Annotated in this window: 17 protein-coding genes; 10 read left to right on the top strand and 7 right to left on the bottom strand. The window is 64.3% G+C overall.

The window, feature by feature from the left end; genetic code table 11:
• The first annotated feature begins 5 nt into the window (after positions 1 to 5).
• The 4 genes from ACSYG9_RS07415 to ACSYG9_RS07400 all read left to right on the top strand — a co-directional run bounded on the left by ACSYG9_RS07415 (position 6) and on the right by ACSYG9_RS07400 (position 4473).
• Positions 6 to 815 carry an NmrA family NAD(P)-binding protein gene (locus ACSYG9_RS07415; RefSeq protein WP_454842912.1) on the top strand — a complete coding sequence of 270 codons (810 nt, stop codon included), beginning with the start codon at positions 6 to 8 and terminating at the stop codon, positions 813 to 815.
• 52 nt (positions 816 to 867) lie between these two features.
• Positions 868 to 1647 (top strand): enoyl-CoA hydratase, encoded by a 780-nt coding sequence (locus tag ACSYG9_RS07410; RefSeq protein WP_440127583.1) that lies wholly within the window; start codon positions 868 to 870, stop codon positions 1645 to 1647.
• A 66-nt stretch (positions 1648 to 1713) separates the two neighbouring features.
• Positions 1714 to 3231, top strand: coding sequence for an acyl-CoA synthetase (locus ACSYG9_RS07405; RefSeq protein WP_454841873.1), 1518 nt, complete (start codon positions 1714 to 1716; stop codon positions 3229 to 3231).
• A 90-nt stretch (positions 3232 to 3321) separates the two neighbouring features.
• Positions 3322 to 4473, top strand: coding sequence for an acyl-CoA dehydrogenase family protein (locus ACSYG9_RS07400; protein ID WP_440126541.1), 1152 nt, complete (start codon positions 3322 to 3324; stop codon positions 4471 to 4473).
• Between the two features lie 21 nt (positions 4474 to 4494).
• On the opposite strand, the gene ACSYG9_RS07395 is transcribed toward ACSYG9_RS07400, so the two are convergent.
• Both ACSYG9_RS07395 and ACSYG9_RS07390 read right to left on the bottom strand, forming a co-directional pair.
• On the bottom strand, positions 4495 to 4953 hold the full coding sequence (locus ACSYG9_RS07395; RefSeq protein ID WP_440126540.1) for a MarR family transcriptional regulator: 459 nt from the start codon (positions 4951 to 4953) through the stop codon (positions 4495 to 4497).
• 58 nt (positions 4954 to 5011) lie between these two features.
• A complete protein-coding gene (locus ACSYG9_RS07390; protein WP_454842911.1) occupies positions 5012 to 5917 on the bottom strand; it encodes a DNA-3-methyladenine glycosylase family protein in 906 nt (301 codons plus the stop codon).
• 91 nt (positions 5918 to 6008) lie between these two features.
• On the opposite strand from ACSYG9_RS07390, the gene ACSYG9_RS07385 reads away from it, so the two are divergent.
• The gene (locus ACSYG9_RS07385) at positions 6009 to 6533 is read left to right on the top strand and encodes an RNase H family protein (protein WP_440126539.1); all 525 of its coding nucleotides are present in this window, start codon (positions 6009 to 6011) and stop codon (positions 6531 to 6533) included.
• A 19-nt stretch (positions 6534 to 6552) separates the two neighbouring features.
• Here ACSYG9_RS07385 and ACSYG9_RS07380 read toward each other — a convergent pair whose 3' ends face one another.
• The 4 genes from ACSYG9_RS07380 to ACSYG9_RS07365 form a co-directional block, all read right to left on the bottom strand.
• Positions 6553 to 7308 (bottom strand): ATP-binding cassette domain-containing protein, encoded by a 756-nt coding sequence (locus tag ACSYG9_RS07380; protein ID WP_440126538.1) that lies wholly within the window; start codon positions 7306 to 7308, stop codon positions 6553 to 6555.
• Entirely contained in the window at positions 7305 to 8372 is a 1068-nt protein-coding gene (locus tag ACSYG9_RS07375) for an iron chelate uptake ABC transporter family permease subunit (RefSeq protein ID WP_454841871.1), read from the bottom strand. The genes ACSYG9_RS07380 and ACSYG9_RS07375 overlap by 4 nt, the downstream gene beginning before the upstream one ends.
• A complete protein-coding gene (locus tag ACSYG9_RS07370; protein WP_454841869.1) occupies positions 8365 to 9345 on the bottom strand; it encodes an ABC transporter permease in 981 nt (326 codons plus the stop codon). Before ACSYG9_RS07370 ends, ACSYG9_RS07375 begins: the two co-directional genes overlap by 8 nt.
• A 75-nt stretch (positions 9346 to 9420) precedes the next feature.
• A complete protein-coding gene (locus ACSYG9_RS07365; protein ID WP_440126535.1) occupies positions 9421 to 10425 on the bottom strand; it encodes an ABC transporter substrate-binding protein in 1005 nt (334 codons plus the stop codon).
• A gap of 184 nt (positions 10426 to 10609) precedes the next feature.
• Between ACSYG9_RS07365 and ACSYG9_RS07360 the strand changes: the two genes are divergently transcribed.
• Complete coding sequence (locus tag ACSYG9_RS07360; protein WP_440126534.1) at positions 10610 to 11485, top strand: amidohydrolase family protein; 876 nt, start codon at positions 10610 to 10612, stop codon at positions 11483 to 11485.
• A gap of 105 nt (positions 11486 to 11590) precedes the next feature.
• On the opposite strand, the gene ACSYG9_RS07355 is transcribed toward ACSYG9_RS07360, so the two are convergent.
• Positions 11591 to 13255 carry a class I adenylate-forming enzyme family protein gene (locus ACSYG9_RS07355; protein ID WP_454841866.1) on the bottom strand — a complete coding sequence of 555 codons (1665 nt, stop codon included), beginning with the start codon at positions 13253 to 13255 and terminating at the stop codon, positions 11591 to 11593.
• Between the two features lie 262 nt (positions 13256 to 13517).
• On the opposite strand from ACSYG9_RS07355, the gene ACSYG9_RS07350 reads away from it, so the two are divergent.
• The 4 genes from ACSYG9_RS07350 to ACSYG9_RS07335 all read left to right on the top strand — a co-directional run bounded on the left by ACSYG9_RS07350 (position 13518) and on the right by ACSYG9_RS07335 (position 18712).
• Positions 13518 to 14942, top strand: coding sequence for an ABC transporter substrate-binding protein (locus tag ACSYG9_RS07350; RefSeq protein WP_440126532.1), 1425 nt, complete (start codon positions 13518 to 13520; stop codon positions 14940 to 14942).
• Between the two features lie 62 nt (positions 14943 to 15004).
• On the top strand, positions 15005 to 17275 hold the full coding sequence (locus ACSYG9_RS07345; protein ID WP_454841864.1) for an ABC transporter permease: 2271 nt from the start codon (positions 15005 to 15007) through the stop codon (positions 17273 to 17275).
• A complete protein-coding gene (locus ACSYG9_RS07340; RefSeq protein WP_440126530.1) occupies positions 17268 to 18011 on the top strand; it encodes an ATP-binding cassette domain-containing protein in 744 nt (247 codons plus the stop codon). Before ACSYG9_RS07345 ends, ACSYG9_RS07340 begins: the two co-directional genes overlap by 8 nt.
• Positions 18008 to 18712, top strand: coding sequence for an ATP-binding cassette domain-containing protein (locus ACSYG9_RS07335; RefSeq protein WP_440126529.1), 705 nt, complete (start codon positions 18008 to 18010; stop codon positions 18710 to 18712). The genes ACSYG9_RS07340 and ACSYG9_RS07335 overlap by 4 nt, the downstream gene beginning before the upstream one ends.
• Position 18713 lies beyond the last annotated feature (1 nt).

Below are 18713 nucleotides of genomic sequence, written 5' to 3'. Positions count from 1 at the left end.
CCTTCATGTCCGGCGGCGCTGATCTTGCAGTGATCGGCGCCGCCGGGAAGACGGGAGCCGCCGTCGTGGCGGCACTCGAGGGGAAGGCTTCTGTTCGCCGGGTGGTGCATACCGCCCGGCGGGCGGGCGATCGGGCCGTCGACCTCGAGACCGGAGCCGGTCTCGGCGAGGCCCTTTCGGGATGCAGTGGTGTGTATTTCATCGCCCCCAACGTGCATCCCGATGAGCCGGCGTTGTTGCGCCGGGTGCTCGCGGCTGCTGTGGAGGAGGGTGTCGACCACGTCGTCTATCACTCCGTTGCGTGGCCGTATTCGCCCGGGATGCCGCACCATCTGGACAAGGCACGATGCGAGGACGAACTGCATACGTTCGGCGGCGTGCGGTGGACGGTGTTGCAACCGTGCGCGTACGCGGAGAACTTCGCCGCGGTGCTCGAAGGGTCGGTGCGCACACTCGAGGTGCCGTACGACCCGGATGCACGGTTCTCGTTCGTCGCACTCGCAGACGTCGCATCGGTTGCCGCCCGTGTCCTCGGCGAGGGCGCCGACGTCCACCACGGTGCTACCTATGAGCTCGGTGGTCCGGAGTCGCTCAGCGTTCGGCAGTTGTGTCGTCGAGCGCGTGGGCCGGTGATGGTCTCGCAGGTGCCGGTGGCCGAATGGATGGAGCGGCACGGGCGCGGACTCACAGACGACGCACGTGCACGCCTGGCCGCGATGTTCGACTTCTACGACCGGCACGGATTCGTTGCCGGTAGCGCGCAGTTACACGGGCTTCTGGGTCGTCCACCTGCCCGGATCGGCGCGGTGGTGTAGTAAGGGGACTGTGACGGATCACCACGCGAACGGCCGCTCCGCCGACGAGTCCATGCCCGCGTCCGTGCTCATCGCGGTCGACGAAACCGCCGAGATCGGTGTGCTCACCCTCAACCGGCCCGACCAGCGCAATCCATTGTCGGTCGCTGTCATGCGGGAGGTGACGCTGGGGCTGAAGGCGCTGTCCGCGGAGCCCGCGGTCCGGGTGATCGTGATCCGGGCGGAGGGGCCGGTGTTCTCGGCCGGACACAACCTGCGCGAGATGATCGGCCGCACCCTCGACGAGGAGCGGGCCGTGTTCGATACCTGCACCGAGATGATGCAGACGGTGCAGGCGATCCCGCAGCCCGTGATCGCCTCGGTGCAGGGCACGGCGGTCGCGGCGGGGTGTCAGCTGGTAGCGGCATGCGATCTCGCAATTGCGTCGTCCGCCGCGGTGTTCGGTACGCCGGGTGTGAAGATCGGACTCTTCTGCTCGACGCCGATGGTGGCGGTGAGCCGCGCGATCGGGCGCAAGCGTGCGCTGCAGATGTTGCTTACGGGCGAAACGATCAATGCGCACACCGCCGCAGACTGGGGTCTGGTGAACTTCGTCGTCGACCCGGAAGAACTGGAGATCGAGACGGCGACGTTGGCGGCGAAGATCGTCGGTGCCTCTCCCGCGACGGTCAAGATCGGCAAGGAGGCGTTCTATCGCCAGATCGATCTGCCCCAGGACGAAGCGTACGAGGCGATGGGCGAGACGATGGCCCAGAACGCGATGATCTGCGATGCGCAGGAAGGCATGACTGCCTTCGTGGAGAAGCGGACCCCGGTGTGGCAGGGCCGTTGAGAGGCTTCGGCACCCGGTCGATCCTGGGTCTGGACCGATTGTTGGACGCCCTATAACCTCGTCGATATGAGTCCCGATCCTCGCTCGAGCACTGTCGATGCCATCGTCCGCCGCTCTGCCGGACGCTTCCCCGATCGTGTCGCATTGCGGTTCGAGGCCCGCACCGTCACCTACCGCGAACTCGACGACGCAGTGTCCCGCGCTGCTGCACACCTGCTGTCGCTCGGTCTCGGCCCGGGCGATCGGGTTGCTGCATACGGCACCAATTCCGACGCCTACGTCATCGGGTACCTCGCCGTCGCGCGTGCAGGGCTCGTGCACGTGCCGATCAACTACGCGCTCCGCGGTGAAGAGCTGGTCTATCTGCTCGGGCAGTCGGGTGCGCGGGCGATACTCGTCGACCCGGCGCTCCGGGAGAACATCGACGCGGTGCGCTCGGATGTGCCTGCCGAGATCGTCCTGCCCCTGCGCGACGAAGACGGGTCACTCCTCGCCATCGCTGAAACCGGCGACGTCCCCGCTGTCGATTCTGCCGCGACCGACACCGATCTCGTGCAGCTCCTCTACACCTCGGGCACCACATCGAAGCCCAAGGGCGCCATGATGACTCATCGCGCGCTCGTGTTCGAATACACCTCGTCGATCGTCGCGCTCGATCTCGCAGCCGACGACAATCCGCTCATCTGCATGCCGCTCTACCATTCGGCGGCGATGCACGTGTTCATGCTCCCGTATCTCGCGATCGGCGCAACGATCCGCTTGTTGCCTGCCCCCGACATTCCGCAGGTGCTGCGCCTGGTGGAGGAAGAATCGATCGGGTCGCTGTTCCTCGCACCGACCGTGTGGGTGCCGCTCGCCAACCACCCCGACCTCGATACCCGCGACCTGTCGTCGCTGCGCAAGGCTCAGTACGGTGCGTCGATCATGCCTGTCACGGTGCTCAACCGATTGCGCGAGCGCTATCCGGACCTGGCTTTCTACAACTGCTTCGGCCAATCCGAGATCGGCCCGCTTGCGTGCGTGCTGCGCCCCGAGGAGCACGAGGAGCGTCCGTCGTCGTGCGGGAAGGCGATCCTGTTCGTCGAGACCCGCGTGGTCGATGCCGAGGGCAACGATGTTCCCGACGGGGAATCGGGTGAGGTGTTGTACCGGTCGCCGCAACTGTGCATCGGCTACTGGGACAATCCCGAGGCGACGGCAGAAGCGTTCCGCGACGGATGGTTCCACTCCGGCGACCTCGTCACGCGCGACGCCGAAGGATTCATCACGGTGGTCGACCGCATCAAGGATGTCATCAACACCGGCGGCATTCTGGTTGCCTCGCGCGAGGTCGAAGACGCGATCTACACGCACAACGCGGTCGCCGAAGTTGCAGTGATCGGAATGCCGGACGAGAAGTGGATCGAGGCCGTGACCGCGGTGGTCGTGCTCAAGGACGGCGAGATCGTCACCGAGAGTGAACTCGTCGATCACGTGAAGCAGCGTCTGGCGCCGTTCAAGGTTCCCAAGGCGGTTCGGTTCGTCGAGACCCTGCCGCGAAACCAGAGCGGCAAGCTCCTCAAGCGGGAGCTGCGTTCGGAATAGTCCATCGCCCTTGCCTGATTGGCCGAATGTCACCTTCGGTCACTTCAACTAACCGAAGGTGACATTCGGCCACAACGATCGGAACAGTCCATGGTGAACAAGCACGTCCCCGCATGGTACGACGACGAAGTGAGCGCCGTGCGCGACCTCGCGAACGACTTCTTCGCGCGCGAAGTCATGGCTCATGCCGAGAAGTGGGACGCTCAACGGCGCATCGACCGTGAGGTGTGGTTCAAGGCGGGCAAGCTGGGGCTGTTGCTGTGCTCGGTGCCCGAAGAATACGGCGGCGGCGGAGGGACATTCGCGCACGACCTTGCAGTATTCGAAGCTCAGGGCTATTCCGGCGATCTCGCATTCGGAGTCTCGGTGCACAGCGGCATCGTCGCGCATTACATCCTCGAATACGGCACCGAAGAACAGAAGAAGACGTGGCTGCCGGGAATGGCCACCGGTGAGATCCTCGGCGCGATCGGCATGACCGAGCCGACCGCCGGATCCGACCTCAAGGCGATCAAGACCAGTGCGATCCGCGACGGCGACCACTACGTCGTCAACGGCAGCAAGACGTTCATCACGAACGGCTCCTCGGCGGACGTGATCGTCCTCGCCGTCAAAACCGATCCGAAAGCAGGCGCCAAAGGCGTCTCGCTGCTCATAGTCGACCTGCGTGACACCCCGGGGTTCACGGTGGGCCGCGTGCTCGACAAGGTCGGCCAGCACGCGGCCGACACCTCCGAGTTGTCGTTCGTCGATGTACGAGTGCCGGTATCGAACCTGCTCGGTGAGTCCGAAGGTCTCGGATTCGGCCAGCTCATGGCGCAACTCGTGCAGGAGCGGCTCATCATCGGCGCGCAGGCCGCAGGCGCGATGGAACGTGCGGTCGAGGAGACCGTCCGCTACACCAAGTCACGGGAGGCCTTCGGGCACAGTCTGTTCGAGTTCCAGAACACCGCATTCGAACTCGCCGAGTGTCAGACCATCGCGCGCACCAGCCGGGTGTTCCTCGACTACTGCATCGAGAAGCACTTGCGATCGGAGCTGGATGCGTCCGACGCCGCGATGGTCAAGTACTGGCTCACCGACAAGCAGTGCGAAGTGATCGACCGGTGCGTGCAGCTGCACGGTGGCTACGGGTACATGCGCGAGTATCTGATCGCGCGGATGTACGAGGACGCACGCGTCCAGCGGATCTACGCAGGTGCGAACGAAGTGATGAAGTCACTCATCGCGCGGTCGTTGTAGAGGTTGCCGAGGTCGAACGATTCAGTCGTTGCGGGTGTGATGCCCCACCAGCTTGGTGAGCATCGCAGCCAGCTGGGCGCGTTCGTCCGCATCGAGTGGGGCGAACGCCACGTCCTGTACTGCGGTGAGCGTGAGCTGGAGGTCGAAGTGCCGGTTCCGCCCTCGACGGGTGAGACTGATGATGTTCCGGCGTCCGTCGCTCGGATCGGGAGCACGTTCGACGAAATGACGATCGACCAGTTCGTCGAGAACGGACACGACGTCGCTGCGATCCAGACCGCACCGGCGTCCCAACTCGACCTGGCTGGACGGCCCGTACTCGTCGAGCGCGGCGAGGACGCGGTAGTGGTGTCCGCGAGCATCGGAGGCGTCGAGCCGGTCGAACACGACCCGGTGGACGTGTCGCGCAGCCTGACTGAGAAGGAAGCTCGGAAGGAGCTCGAGTCGGGCCGGACCGGTTGGGGCATCGGTGGCGGGCATGCGACGGAGTCTACGTTCGGCCATGTCCGTGAAGCGAGTTTCGTGCGGTGCGCCACGCTCAGCGTCCGCGGTGATCGGTGATCGCCGTTCTGGGTCCGCGTTTCGGGATTCGGGAGTACCCGCCGGATTCGGTGATCAAGCGCACCGCTCGATAGCGATGAGGGCGTAGCGGTTCGAGATATTCGACCATTCCCGCGTCGTCGAGAGGTTCTCCGAGCAGCGACCAGCCGATGACGTTCGACAGGTGATAGTCACCCACGGAGAGGGCGTCTGCGTCGCCGAATGCGCGCTGCGCGATCTCGGCAGCAGTCCACACCCCGATCCCCGGAAGCGTCCGTAGTTTCTGCTGAGCTCGGTCCGGCGCGTCGTCGCACAGGCGTTCCAGGCGGTCGGCGAGCTGCGCGCACCGCACGATCGTGCGGGCCCGGGCCGGGTCGACGTTTGCCTTGTGGAACTCCCACGATGGGACGCGGCGCCACACCTGCGCGCTCGGTGGCACGCGCATACCCGCCGGTGCGGGGCCTGGTGCCTGGTCGCCGAAACGGGTGACGAGACGACGCCACGATGCGAACGCGGCTACGCCGTGCACTCGTTGTTCGAGGACGGCAGGGACGAGCGCTTCGAAGACGCGTCCGGTGCGTGTGATCCGCAGTGCGGGGAGTCGCCGGTGGGCTTCGACGAGCGCGGGATGCTCGGGTGCGAAGCCGGACGGGTCGTCGTGCGCACCGAGCAGGGCGGGGAGTTGTTCCTGCAGTTCGGCCGAACCCGGTCCCCACAGTTGGGCGCGTGCTCCATTTGGGCCGTCCTGGGTCAGGCGGTAGGTCACCGGCCCGGATTCCATTCGCGACACCCGCCACACCGCGGTGCCGTCGGTGCGGTGACATGGATCCCACGCGCCACGCTGGAGAGGTCGGAGGGTCGACACGAGGTCGACCGGCCATGGCACTCTTATACGGGTGTCCATGGTGAACGTGGACGCGGGCACCGAATCACCGTACGCCCGTGAACGAAACTCGGGTTTAGACGGTGTCGGAGGGAAAGGCTATGGTTCGCGCATGATCATCGTGAGCACCGACGGATCCTGCTTGCGCAATCCCGGTGGCGCTATCGGGTGGGCGTGGGTCAATCACGAAGGCCCCAGCGCGTCGGGTGGTGATCGCTCCGGTACCAATCAGATCGCGGAGCTGCGGGCGCTGCTCGAAGCGCTCCGTGCTCATCCAGGGCCGGACCCGTTGCTCATCGAATCCGATTCCCAGTACGCGATCAAGTGCGCGTCCGAGTGGCTGCCCGGCTGGAAGCGCAAGGGCTGGAAGACAGCAGCCGGCGCCCCGGTGAAGAACCTCGACCTGGTTCGCGACATCGACCGGGAGATCTCCGAGCGTAAGGGTCCGGTGCGCTTCCGTTGGGTGCGTGGGCACGTCGGCAACCACTTCAACGAGGTCGCCGACAAGCTTGCCGGTGAGGCTGCGCGAGAGGCCGCGGCCCGACCGGGCCCGATCGAGGTGCCGACGGTCGCGCCTGCCGTGGTCAAGCCCAAGAAGACGGCCCCCGCCGCCGACGTCGAGATGACGCTGTTCTGAGTCGGTGAACCGCTCCGGATCAGTAGTACACGGCGAGGCGGCCGTTCGGCCCGTCGACACAGGTGACGGGGGTGTCGAACACACCGGTGAGGACCTCGTCCACCAGGATCTCGTCGGGGGTTCCGAACTCGACGACCTTGCCGTCCTTCATGGCGCAGATCCGGTCGGCGTAGTGGCCGGCGAAGTTGATGTCGTGGAGCACGATGACCACGGTGCGCCCGAGCTCGACTGCGACTTTGTGGAGGTGCTGCATCATCTGGACCGAGTGCTTCATGTCCAGGTTGTTCAGCGGTTCGTCGAGCAGGATGTAGTCGGTGTCCTGGCACAGCACCATGGCCACGTAGGCGCGCTGCCGCTGCCCGCCGGAGAGCTGATCCAGGTAGCGGTGTTCGAGGTCGGTGAGTCCGAAGAACTCGATGGCCTGGGTGATGGCCTCCTCGTCCTTGCGGGTGAGGCGGCCCTTCGAATGCGGGAAGCGACCGAAGCCGACGAGCTGACGAACCGTCAACCGGGTGACGAAATGGTTCTCCTGGCGGAGCACCGAGACGATCTTCGCGAGGTCTTTCGACTTGGTGCTCGAAACGTCGTAACCGGCGATCTCGATGGTTCCGGCGTCGGCACCGAGCAACCGTCCCACGATCGTCAGCATCGTCGACTTGCCTGCGCCATTGGGCCCGACCAGGGCGGTGATGCCGCCTTTGGGGATTGTGAGGTCGATCTCGCCGATCGTGACCGTGCTGCTGTACTCCTTACGGAGTCCCTTGATCTCGATCACAATCTGCCCTTCCGGAGAATCACGTAGAGGAAGGCCGAACCGCCGACGGCCTCGATGATGATGGACACGGCGCCCTCGGCGTAGAAGATGTTCTTGAGCACGAAATAGGCACCGCCGAGGATGACGAACCCGGTCAGGATCGCCACCGGGAACACGTAGCGATGCTCATGGGTGGTCGCGAACTGATAGGCCAGCGTGGCGACGAGGAACCCGAGGAATGTCAGGGGACCGACCAGCGCGGTTGTGGTTGCCATGAGCACCGACACGAGAAACAGGATGAGGATGATCTCGCGGCGATGGTTCAGGCCGAGGTTCGTGGTCACGTCCTTGCCCAACGCGATGATGTCGAGCCTGCGCGCACGCCACCACAGGATCGCTGCCGACACGACGCACAGCGGGACCGCCAGAGGGAGGTAGGACGAATCCGCATTGGACACCGACCCGAACAGTTTGGCGGTGAGGATGTCGAACTCGCTGGGGGTGAGCATGCGTTGCATGAACGTCGCCACGGAGCCGAGACCGCCACCGAGGACAATGCCGACGAGCAGCATCACCTGCAGGTTTGCGTACTTACCGGACAGCAGCCAGCCGTAGAGCATCAGGGAGAAGCCCACCATGAGCACCACCATCAGGGCGAACTGCGCGACCCCCTGGAACAGCGTCACCCCTACCGCGCCGAGGAAGAAGACGGCGGCGGTCTGGATCGCGACGTAGAGGGCTTCGAACCCCATGATCGACGGCGTGATGATGCGGTTGTTGGTGGCAGATTGGAACGACACCGTCGCGACGGCCTGACACACGACGACGAGCGCGATCACGAGGAGGCTGCCCGCACGCATCTGCGTGATCCGCCAGTATCCGGCGGTCCCGAACGGAACAGGGTTGTTCCAGGTCACGATGCCCACGGCGATCAGAACCGAGAGAATTGCGAGGGCGCCTACGAGGATCCAGTAGCGACGTTGCTGCCGCGCGGTCGCGAATGCTCCGGAACCGGTGTGCCCGGACTCGACCGAGGGGACGGGGGCGGTGACAGGAGCGATCGATTCGACGGTTGTCTCAGGCATTGCGGCGGCTCCGGAGAAGCAGAGAGATGAAGACGACGGAACCGACGACGCCGAGGATCAAAGACACGGGGATCTCGAACGGCATGATGATCGTGCGCCCGATCAGGTCGCACACGGTGACGATGGCGATGCCGAGCAGGCACACCCAGGGGAGGTTGCTGCGCAGGTCGTCGCCGCGGAACATCGAGACGATGTTGGGGACGATGAGCCCGAGGAACGGAAGGGCACCCACCACGACCGTCACGACTCCGGTGGCGATGGCGATGAGCCCTGTTCCCAGCAGGATGATGCGGTTGTAGTTCAGTCCGACGTTTGTGGCCACGTCCTCACCGAGACCGGCGACGGTGAACCGATCGGCTACGACGAACACGAGCAACGCGACGATGGCGACGATCCAGAGCACTTCGTACTGGCCCTTGATGATGGACGTGAAACTCCCGGCGAACCAGATGCCCAGGCTCTGAAGTTTGTCGGTGGCGAGGGCGATGTAGGTGGTGATGGACCCGACGACAGCACCGAGCATGATGCCGACGATGGGGACGATCAGCGACGACGACAATTGCACCCGCCGCAGGAACAGGAAGAAGACCATCGTTCCGATGAAGGCGGCGACGATGGCGCCGATCATCCTGGGCATGAGGCCCGCGGTGGGGAAGACGATGAGCATGATCAACAGGCCCAGGCTCGCCCACTCGGTGGTGCCGGTGGTGGTCGGTTCGACGAAGCGGTTCTGAGTGAGCAGCTGCATGACGAGGCCGGACATCGCCATCGCCGCACCGGCCAGTACCAGCGCTATCGTGCGGGGGATCCGGGTGATGCTGAACATCTCCCAGCCGAAGTCGCCGCCGAAGATGTCGAACACACCGGTGAACAGCGACGCGATCAGCAGGACGCCGACCCCGAGGAAGCCCAGGAGGAGTTTCCAGTCGAAGAGCGTGTCCCGAGTCCGGGCGAGTGGAGCTTGCGTGGTCATGTCGTTCTCTGCTCTGTAATCACGTCGGCCGTGTGCCCGGCCGCGGGCCGGGCACACGGCGTTCGACGCTGTGACTCAGTTGTTCTCTGTGCTCGGTGCCGCGTTCTTCTCGAGCAGGTCCGCAAGCGAGTTGAAGAATTCCGTGTACGTCTGGATGCTCTCGTTGGTGTAGGTGTCGGCGGGCAGGTAGATGATGTTGCCTTCCTGGACCGCAGGCACGTTCTGCAGTGCGGGGGAGTTCTCGAGCACGGTCGCGGCGGGCTGGTAGCCGGCCTCATCCGAGGCGACAGCGGCGTCGCGATCCATGACGATGATCAGGCCCGGGTTGGAGGCGGCGATGGCCTCCACGGAGATGTCGTCGCCCTGGTGGTCGTCGGTTCCTTCGGGAACTTCGAGCGCAGGGGTGAGACCGAAGATGTCGAACATGGGACCGATGGTGCGGCCGGTGCTCGGGGCGACATAACCGATTTCGCCGCCGGAGACGATCAGGCCCATGACGCTCTGCTCGGGAGAGTAGGCGGCCTTGACCCGCGCGATCGACTCGTCGAACGCATCGCTCAGTGCCTGTGCCTCGTCCTGCTTCGAGAAGATCTCACCGAGGACCGTGACGCCGCGCTTGAGCTCGGTGTCGAACGCCTCATCGTCGCGAGGAGCGACCTCGACGATGGTCGCGTCCGGTGCGAGTTCCTGGAACTTCTCGCGGTACTGCCCGTAGCGGCCGCCGTTGATGATCAGGTCGGGTTCGACGGCGACGACGGCTTCGAGGTTGGGCTCCCGGTGGGAGCCGAGATCGATGATGCTCTCGTCCTCCGTGTAGGAGATCGTGTCCGGCATCAGGGTGACTGCGCCTGCGGTGAGAGGGATGCCCCACGTGTCGAGGGTCTCGAACGTGCTGTTGTCGGTGGCGACCACGGACTGCGGGGGCACGGTGACCGTCTGTGTGCCGAAGTTGTCCTCCACCGTGATGGTGGTTGCGGCATCGTCGGTGGTCTCGGTGGCGGGATCACTCGAACATGCAGTCAGGGCCAGGGCAGCCAGTGTGCCGAGGACGGCACCTCGGTACAGGCGGGATGCGTTCATCAAACTTCCTTGCTGCTTGCTTACAAAGGGTTGGGTAAGGCCTTTGGGACACCTTATAAAACGGTTAGCATAACCTAACCCAGAAACTTTGCTAGTCCGGCTTCGGATCCGCCCCTGAACTCGTGCTTTCGGCCGGTGGTGGGTGCGCGGGCGGAAGCCTCAACCACCGCGGTACGGTCGCTGAGTGAACGAGGTCGAGGAAATTGCGCAGTTCCGTCGGCGGCACGGCATCGATGAGCTCATCGATGTCCACACGCACTTCATGCCGAAGAACGTGATGGACAAGGTCTGGGAGTACTTCGACACGGCAGGGCCGCTCGTCGGACGGACCTGGCCCATCACCTACCGGCACACCGAGGAGGAGCGCGTCGAGCGACTGCGCGCGTTCGGTGTCCGGTACTTCACGTCGATGCTCTACCCGCATCGTCCTGAGATGGCGGCGTGGCTCAATGCGTGGTCGGCCGATTTCGCCGCCCGCACCCCGGACTGCCTGCACACCGCAACGTTCTATCCCGAGGACGGCGCGGCATCCTATGTTGCCGATGCGATCTCGTCGGGTGCGGTCGTGTTCAAATCCCACATCCAGGTCGGCGACTACACACCACTCGATCCGCAGCTGGAGGACGTGTGGGGCCTGCTCGAGGACGAAGGGCTACCGATCGTGGTGCATTGCGGGTCGGGGCCGGCGCCCGGCACCCACACCGGACCGGGACCGATGGCCGAACTGATGCGCCGATACCCGAACCTGGCAGTGATCATCGCCCACATGGGGATGCCGGAGTACGAGGCATTTCTCGACCTCGCGGACGAATACCCGCGCGTGTACCTCGACACGACGATGGCGTTCACGGACTTCGTGGAAGCGGACATGCCGTTTCCGGAGGCGGCACTGCCCAGGCTCGATGCCTTGCGGTCGCGGATTCTTCTCGGCACCGACTTCCCCAACATTCCGTACGGCTACCTCCACCAACTCGAGGTGATCGAGCGGTTCGCGCCGGATTCCGCGTGGGTACGTCAGGTGTGCCACGACAACGCCGCCGCACTGTTCGGCCTGGGATAGCAGCGCCCGCCCGATACAACGGGAAAAGGCAGATACAGACCTTCCGGAGTTCTGTATCTGCCTTTTTCTCTTGTGAAGACGTTCGGTGGTGCGACCCGACCGATTTCAGACGCTGAGGTCGCGCCGAATGATCTTTCCGGTTGCGTTACGCGGCAGCAGATCTTGTGTGACCCTCCAGGTCTTCGGGACCTTGAAGTAGGCCAGACGTTCCTTCAGGAAGTCCCGAAGATCGTCTTCGGTGGCATTGCTGCCTGCGTGAAGCACAACCACCGCACCGACCTCCTGTCCGAGGTCGTTGTCGTCGACACCGATGACCGCGCATTCCTGGACATCGGGATGCTCGTCGAGGGCCTGCTCGATCTCGGTCGGGTACACGTTCTCGCCGCCACGCAGGATCAGATCCGAGCGTCGGCCGGTCAACCGGAGACGGCCGTTCTCCAGCGTTCCGAAGTCGCCGGTGCGCAGCCAGCCATCGGCAGTGATTGCGGACGCGGTGGCGGCGTCGTTGTCCCAGTAGCCGAGCATCACGAACGGGCTGCGGACACAGATCTCACCCTCGACACCCTCGTCGACCTTCTCGCCGAACGGGTCGCGGATCTCCATGCTCACCGTGAGGATCGGACTGCCGAGCGTGCCGGGAAACGCTTCGATCTCGGGTGCGGTTGCCACTGCGATGGCGGTGCTGCACTCGGTCAGGCCGTAGCTGTCCACCAGTGCTTGCTGAGCGAAGGGGAACTTCTCCTGCAGCCGCTTCTTGAAGGCAGGCGACGACGGCGCCGATGCCAGCGCGAATGCACTCAGTGACGACAGGTCGTACTTGTCGGTGTTCTCATGGTCGAGCATGCGTGACGCCATGGTCGGGACGGCGCCCCAGTTGGTGACCTTTTCGCGTTCGATCAGGGAGAAGACCTTGTCGACGTCGAAGGCGCCCTCGGTCATGACGAGAGCGCTACCCGTGGCGAGCCGGGGAACAGCGAGGTTGTGGAGGCTCGCGATGTGGAACAGCGGCGACGTCAGAAGGTAGCGGAGGTCGCTCGGCGTGGAATCGTCGTACGGGCGCCCGTACATGGCCGACATCATCGCATCGTTGAAACGGTGGTAGTCGATGACGGCGAGCAGATTCCGCTGGGAGTGCACGGCGCCCTTGGGCCGGCCGCTCGTGCCGCTGGTGAACAGAATGACGGCGGGATCGTCTTCGGCGACGTCGGCTGCCGGGAGTTCGGCGCCGGATGCCGCGGCGACGATGCGAGGCACGTCCTCTTCCATCGAGAGCAGCTCGAACCCGGACACTTCCGCCTTGGCGAGCAACGCGGCGCGTTTGGCGTCGGCGACGATCACCTTCGGTTTCACGAGGTCGACACCGTAGGCGATCTCGGCGGGCACCCACCACGAGTTGAGCCCGACAGAGATCGCGCCGAGGGCCTGTGCCGCCCAGAACGCGACGATCCACTCGGGAGAATTGGCTCCGAGGAGTGCGACACGATCGCCCTTGCCCACGCCGTAGTCGTCGCGCAGGGTTGTGGCCAGCGCAGCGACCGCGTCGGCGTGCTGCGCGAAGGTCATGCGTCGATCTGCCGTGACGATGTAGTCGCGGTCGCCCCACTCCTTCGACTTCGCGATCACATCGCTGATGCGCCGGTCGCGATTGACCATCACCGGGATGCGATTACCACGAACTTCCTCCACAGCGATCTCGAACCGTCCGCCCGGTCCTGTCAGCTGGGATACGACCTTCTGCAGCATCTGTTGGACGTCCGCTGGTGCTGTCACTTCGATCGCCTTTCGTTGGTGTCGCCGTGGGGGTTGAGCAACTTTTGCGGAGCGACGATCTCACGCTCGGTGTCCAGTATGGCGTGATCGCTACCACTGACCGGGAGTGGGCTGTGGTGACGATCACTTCGGAGTCTCACTCACCGGGAGTCCGGGATGTCCGTTGCATGACGCTGGTTACTTTCGCCGCACCGACATGCCGCCGCGAGGTCCCGATCCTCGCCATTCTCGGCGCGCGCCCCGGACGAAGGAGCTCCACATCGTGAAACGAAGTACTGCGGCCAAACTGGTGGCAGGTTTGGCCGCCACCATGGCGGTGACCTCGGCCTGTGCGTCGGATCGAGGGACGGATCCGGCTGCTGCCGGCATGGCCCCGGTCGCCGCTGCGGAAGCGGCGTCCGCGCCGTCGGAAGTGAAGTTCGGAACTCTCGAGTCCCCCTGTGGTGCAGGAGATGCCGCCGGATCGACCGATCAGGGCGTCACCGACACGGAAATCCGTATCGGCTACGGCGACGACAGCGGCTACACCAAGAGCCCGGGCCTGAACAAGGAGATGGGCGACGCTGTTTCCGCGATGATCGACTGGTGCAACGAGCAGGGCGGCATCAACGGTCGGCAAATCGTGGGCACCTACTACGACGGCGCGATGACTCAGGCGAACGCCGTCATGCAGAACGCCTGCGGCGCCGAGTTCATGCTGGTCGGGCACGGTTTCGCTATGGATCAGACGTCCGAGCAGACCCGTGTCGCCTGCAACCTTGCGGCGGTCCCGGCGTTCACTGTCTCGCCGGATGCGGCGAACGGGCCGATGACCTTCCAAGGTGTGCCGTTCCCTGTGGACTTCGCCAACGGGTCGCAGTGGTTCCAGATGGCCGAAATGCACCCCGACATGCTGAACGACTTCGACGTCATCAATTCCACGATGCCGACGATCATCACCTCGACCACCAAGACCCGCTCGATCGCGGAGGCGGCGGGCTTCCGCCTGAAGGACTGCGGCGTGACCCTCAACTACGAGGGTGAGTCCAGCTACGTCCCGTTCGCCGAGAAGTACAAGGAATGCGGCGTCAAGGGCCTGTGGACGTCGAGGTCGCCGGTGCCCGCCGAGTTCAACTTCGTCAAGGCTCTCGACCAGGTCGGAATCGATCCCATTCTCATGGGTGAGGCCACCTGGTACGGCGACGCTGCGCGCGAGTGGAACGGTGCGAACGGCGGTCTGCTCGACAACCTCAATGCCGGTATGACCTTCCAGATGATCGAGTCCGCCGACACTGTTCCTGCTGTGAAGGACTACGTCGACATCATCAGTGAGAAGGGCGGTAAGACCGCGCTGCTCGGCATGCAGGCGACCTCGTCGTTCCTGCTGTGGGCGACCGCCGCGGAAGAATGCGGCTCGGACCTGACTCGCCAGTGCATGGTCGACGAACTGTCGAAGATCCACGAGTGGGACGGCGGCGGACTGCACGCGGTGACCGATCCGGGTGCCAACATGCCGGCCAAGTGCGGCCTGGTCACCACGATGACAGGTGCGGAGTTCTCGCAGGCGTTCCCTGCGGAGGCGGGCACCTTCAAGTGCGACGACCGTTACCTGGTTGCCACCGACGCGAGCACGTGGGGAACCGAGCTCGGCCCCGACCGCATCGCAACGAAGTACCTGAATCCCAACATCATCAGGCCGGTTTCCTGATCCGATGACGACCGGTGCCGGCGGCGTACGCGCTGCCGGCACCGACGAGCAGAGGTTTTCGTATGGACACCTTCTTGACCTTCACAGTTCTGGGATTGGTGCTCGGATCGGTATATGCGATCGCAGCATCGGGCCTTGTTCTCACCTACAACACATCGGGCATCTTCAACTTCGCGCACGGCGCGCAGGCGATGCTCGGGGCCTTCGCCTATTGGCAGTTCAAAGTCGGCTGGGGCCTTCCCACCCCCGTGGCACTACTCATCGTGCTCGGCCTCCTCGGCCCGCTCATGGGCCTGTTCCTCTACACGGTCATCATGCGCGGAATGCGTGACACGGCCGAGGTGACGAAGATCGTCGTCACCGTCTCGATCCTTCTCGGCATGGTCTCCATCTCGCACTGGTTCTGGCATCCGGAAGAACCGCGCACCATGGCGATGTTCTTCGGTGACCAGAGCGGAATCGAGATCCTCGGCGTCGGCATCCGCTACCACGAACTGATCTGCATCGCCGTCGCAATTCTCATCGCAGTGGGCTTGCGCATCATGTTCACCCGGACCCGTACGGGCGTGGCGATGCGTGGCGTCGTCGACGATCCGGATCTGTTGCGGCTCAACGGACACGACCCTGATCGTCTCGCCGCGCTGTCGTGGGTGTTGGGATCGACTCTCGCGGTACTCGCCGGCATCCTGATCACCCCCATCAATGGCGGCACTCTCGAAGCGAACATGCTGACGCTGCTCGTCATCGACGCTTTCGCCGCAGCGATGTTCGGTCGCCTGCGCAGTATTCCTCGGACGTTCGCCGGAGCGATCTTCCTGGGTCTGGCGGCCACCTACGTACTCGCGTACTTCCCGACCTCCTGGAACTGGACGTCGAATTTCCGTGTATCACTGCCGATGATCGCGCTGTTCGTGGTGCTGATCGTGCTGCCTCAGGATCGTCTGCGCGGCGCGGTCACCCGAACCCGCGAGCGCTACCACGTGCCGTCGGTACGGAAGGCGGTGGCGTGGGCTGTGGCGCTGGTAATCATCGTCTACGCGATCCGCCTGCTCATGGTGACTTCGGCGGTGACGACGATGACGATCGGTATGACATTCGCGATCATCGCGCTGTCGTTGACGCTTCTCACCGGATACGCAGGCGAGATGAACCTCGCGCCGGTGTCGTTCGGCGCGATCTCCACGATCGTCGCGTTCCACTTCGGTATATCGGGTGCCGGACTCGCCGCCCACCTCAATTTATGGGGCGTGGCGCTCGGCGTCGCCGCGGCGGCGGTGATCGGTGGTTTGATCGCGTTGCCTGCGCTGCGGCTCCGCGGCCTGTATCTGGCATTGGCGACCATGGCATTCGGTGTGTTCCTGTCGAACATGGTGCTACGCGACACCACCCAGCGTGAACTCTTCGGTGTCCAGTTCTCGATCTTCACCGACGGCAACATCGCGATCCCGCCATTGAAGGTCGGACCACTCGATCTGCGCAACGAGACCGTGTTCCTCATGACCATGACGGTCCTCTTCGCCGTGCTCGGCGTGGGCGTGATCGCCCTGCGCAACAGTGGCTACGGCCGGCGTCTGGCCGCGATGAAGGACAGCCCCGCGGCGTCCGCGATGCTCGGGCAGAGCCTCGTCCGGCTCAAACTCGGCGTCTTCGCGCTGTCGTCCGGCATCGCCGGTCTCGGAGGACTCTTCATGGCGAGCGCGATGGGGTCGGTGTCGAACGAGAGCTTCTCGATCATGGTGAGCCTGTCGTTGTTGATGCTCACCGTCGTGGCGGGCATCGGCTACGTCTCGGGCGCCTTGTTCGGCGGCCTGATGTCGGGTATCGGTTTCGCGGTCATCATGACCACCTTCGCGAACCTCGCGACGGCGCAGCCCGGGCACGCCGACATGTGGACGTTCTTCGGCAACATCGCCGCGGTGAGCCCGGCGCTGATCGGTATCGGCGTTGCGCTCAACCCCAGCGGTAGTGTGCACCAGGTGATCGAGGGGTACCGCACCCTCGCGAACGCGAAGCCGGTACTGGCCGGTGGAGCGGCCGTGGTACTGGTCTCGTATCTCCTTGCGCTCGTCGGTGTGTTGGACAACTGGTGGTTTGCGTCGATCACCATCGCGACGGTGTTCATGCTCCCTGTCGTCGGACAATGGCTGATGCCCGAGGCCGTACTCGGAGCAGAGGAAGCGAAGCGCCGTGAGCCACTGGTACCGGAGCGTGTGGGTGTGGACGAGCCCTACAGCGAGCAGGTGCGCGACGAGATCGACCGCGAACTCGGCATCGCGGAGTACCTGTCGACGCCTCCCACACGGAGCGATAAGGAGCTGGTCACCAATGGCTGACACGCCGATCCTCGAAACACGAGGTGTCACTGTTCAATTCGGTGGTCACAAAGCAGTCAAAGATGTGAGCATCCAGATTTCGAACGGGACGATCACCGGACTGATCGGCCCGAACGGTGCTGGCAAGACCACGTTGTTCAACACCATCACGGGGCTACAGAAGCCGACGGCAGGCAAGGTGTTCCTCGATGGCCGCGACATCACCTCCGCGCCGCCGTACAAGCGCGCCAGGCAGGGCCTTGCCCGCACCTTCCAGCGACTCGAACTGTTCGTGTCGCTGTCGGTGCGGGACAACCTGCGCGTGGCAGGCGACATCCACAACGCCAATTCCCGGACGCGTATCGATGTGGAATCCGAGACGGACCGGCTTCTCGAGCTCACCGGACTCGCCGATATTGCAGACAAGGATGTCTCCGACATCCCCACCGGACGTGCTCGCGTGGTGGAGGTGGCGCGAGCGCTGATGACGTCCCCACGGGTTCTGTTGCTCGACGAGCCCGCATCCGGCCAGACGGAGCAGGAAACTGACCAGTTCGCCGACCTGCTCACCGGTCTTGCAGAGCAAGGCCTTTCGATCTGCCTCGTCGAACACGACATCCCTCTGGTGATGAAGCTGTGCTCGACGATCCACGTGCTCGACTACGGCGCGATTCTGGCCAGCGGCGACCCGGACGAGATCAAGAACGATCAGGCAGTGATCAACGCGTACATCGGAACCGAGGAGGAGGCGGTATGAGCACCGAACCGTTGCTCGAACTCGTCGATGTGCGAGCGGCGTACGGATCGATCGAGGTTCTCCACGGCGTCGACATAGTCGTGGAACCGGGAGCTGTCGTCGCGCTGCTCGGGCCCAACGGCGGTGGTAAGACGACAACGCTGAAGGTGTGCTCCGGGATTCATCCGGTGGGTTCGGGAGAGTTCCGGCTCGCCGGAAGCGTTGTCAACGGCGCGTCCGCGGCAGAATTGGCACGCCTGGGAGTCTGCTCGATCCCGGAAGGGAGAGGGGTCTTTCCGAACCTGACGGTGCGGGAGAACCTGTGGATCGCTACCGGAACCGGTGTTTCGCTCCCCGATCTCGAAGAGGTCGCGTACACCCGATTCCCGATTCTCGGTGAGCGGAGAACCCAGCTCGCGGGCTCGATGTCGGGTGGCGAGCAGCAAATGCTCGCTCTGTCGCGCGCGTTGGGAACCAACCCGACCGTGCTGCTGCTCGACGAACTGTCGATGGGCCTTGCCCCTCGAATCGTCTCGCAGATCTACGACATCGTCGGTGAGCTCGCAGCCGAAGGTGTTTCGATTCTCGTCGCGGAGCAGTTTGCGCGGGCAGTGCTTCCCATCGCGACCAGTGCCGCACTGATGCTGCAGGGTCGAGTGGTTCGCACCGGTGATCCGGCGGAGATCGAAGAAGCACTGTCTACCAGTTATCTAGGAGGATGAC

It is taken from the genome of Rhodococcus sp. SJ-2, assembly GCF_053750035.1.
The sequence above is the reverse complement of the archived record's forward strand: the minus strand, read 5'-3'. Positions and strand labels throughout refer to the sequence as shown.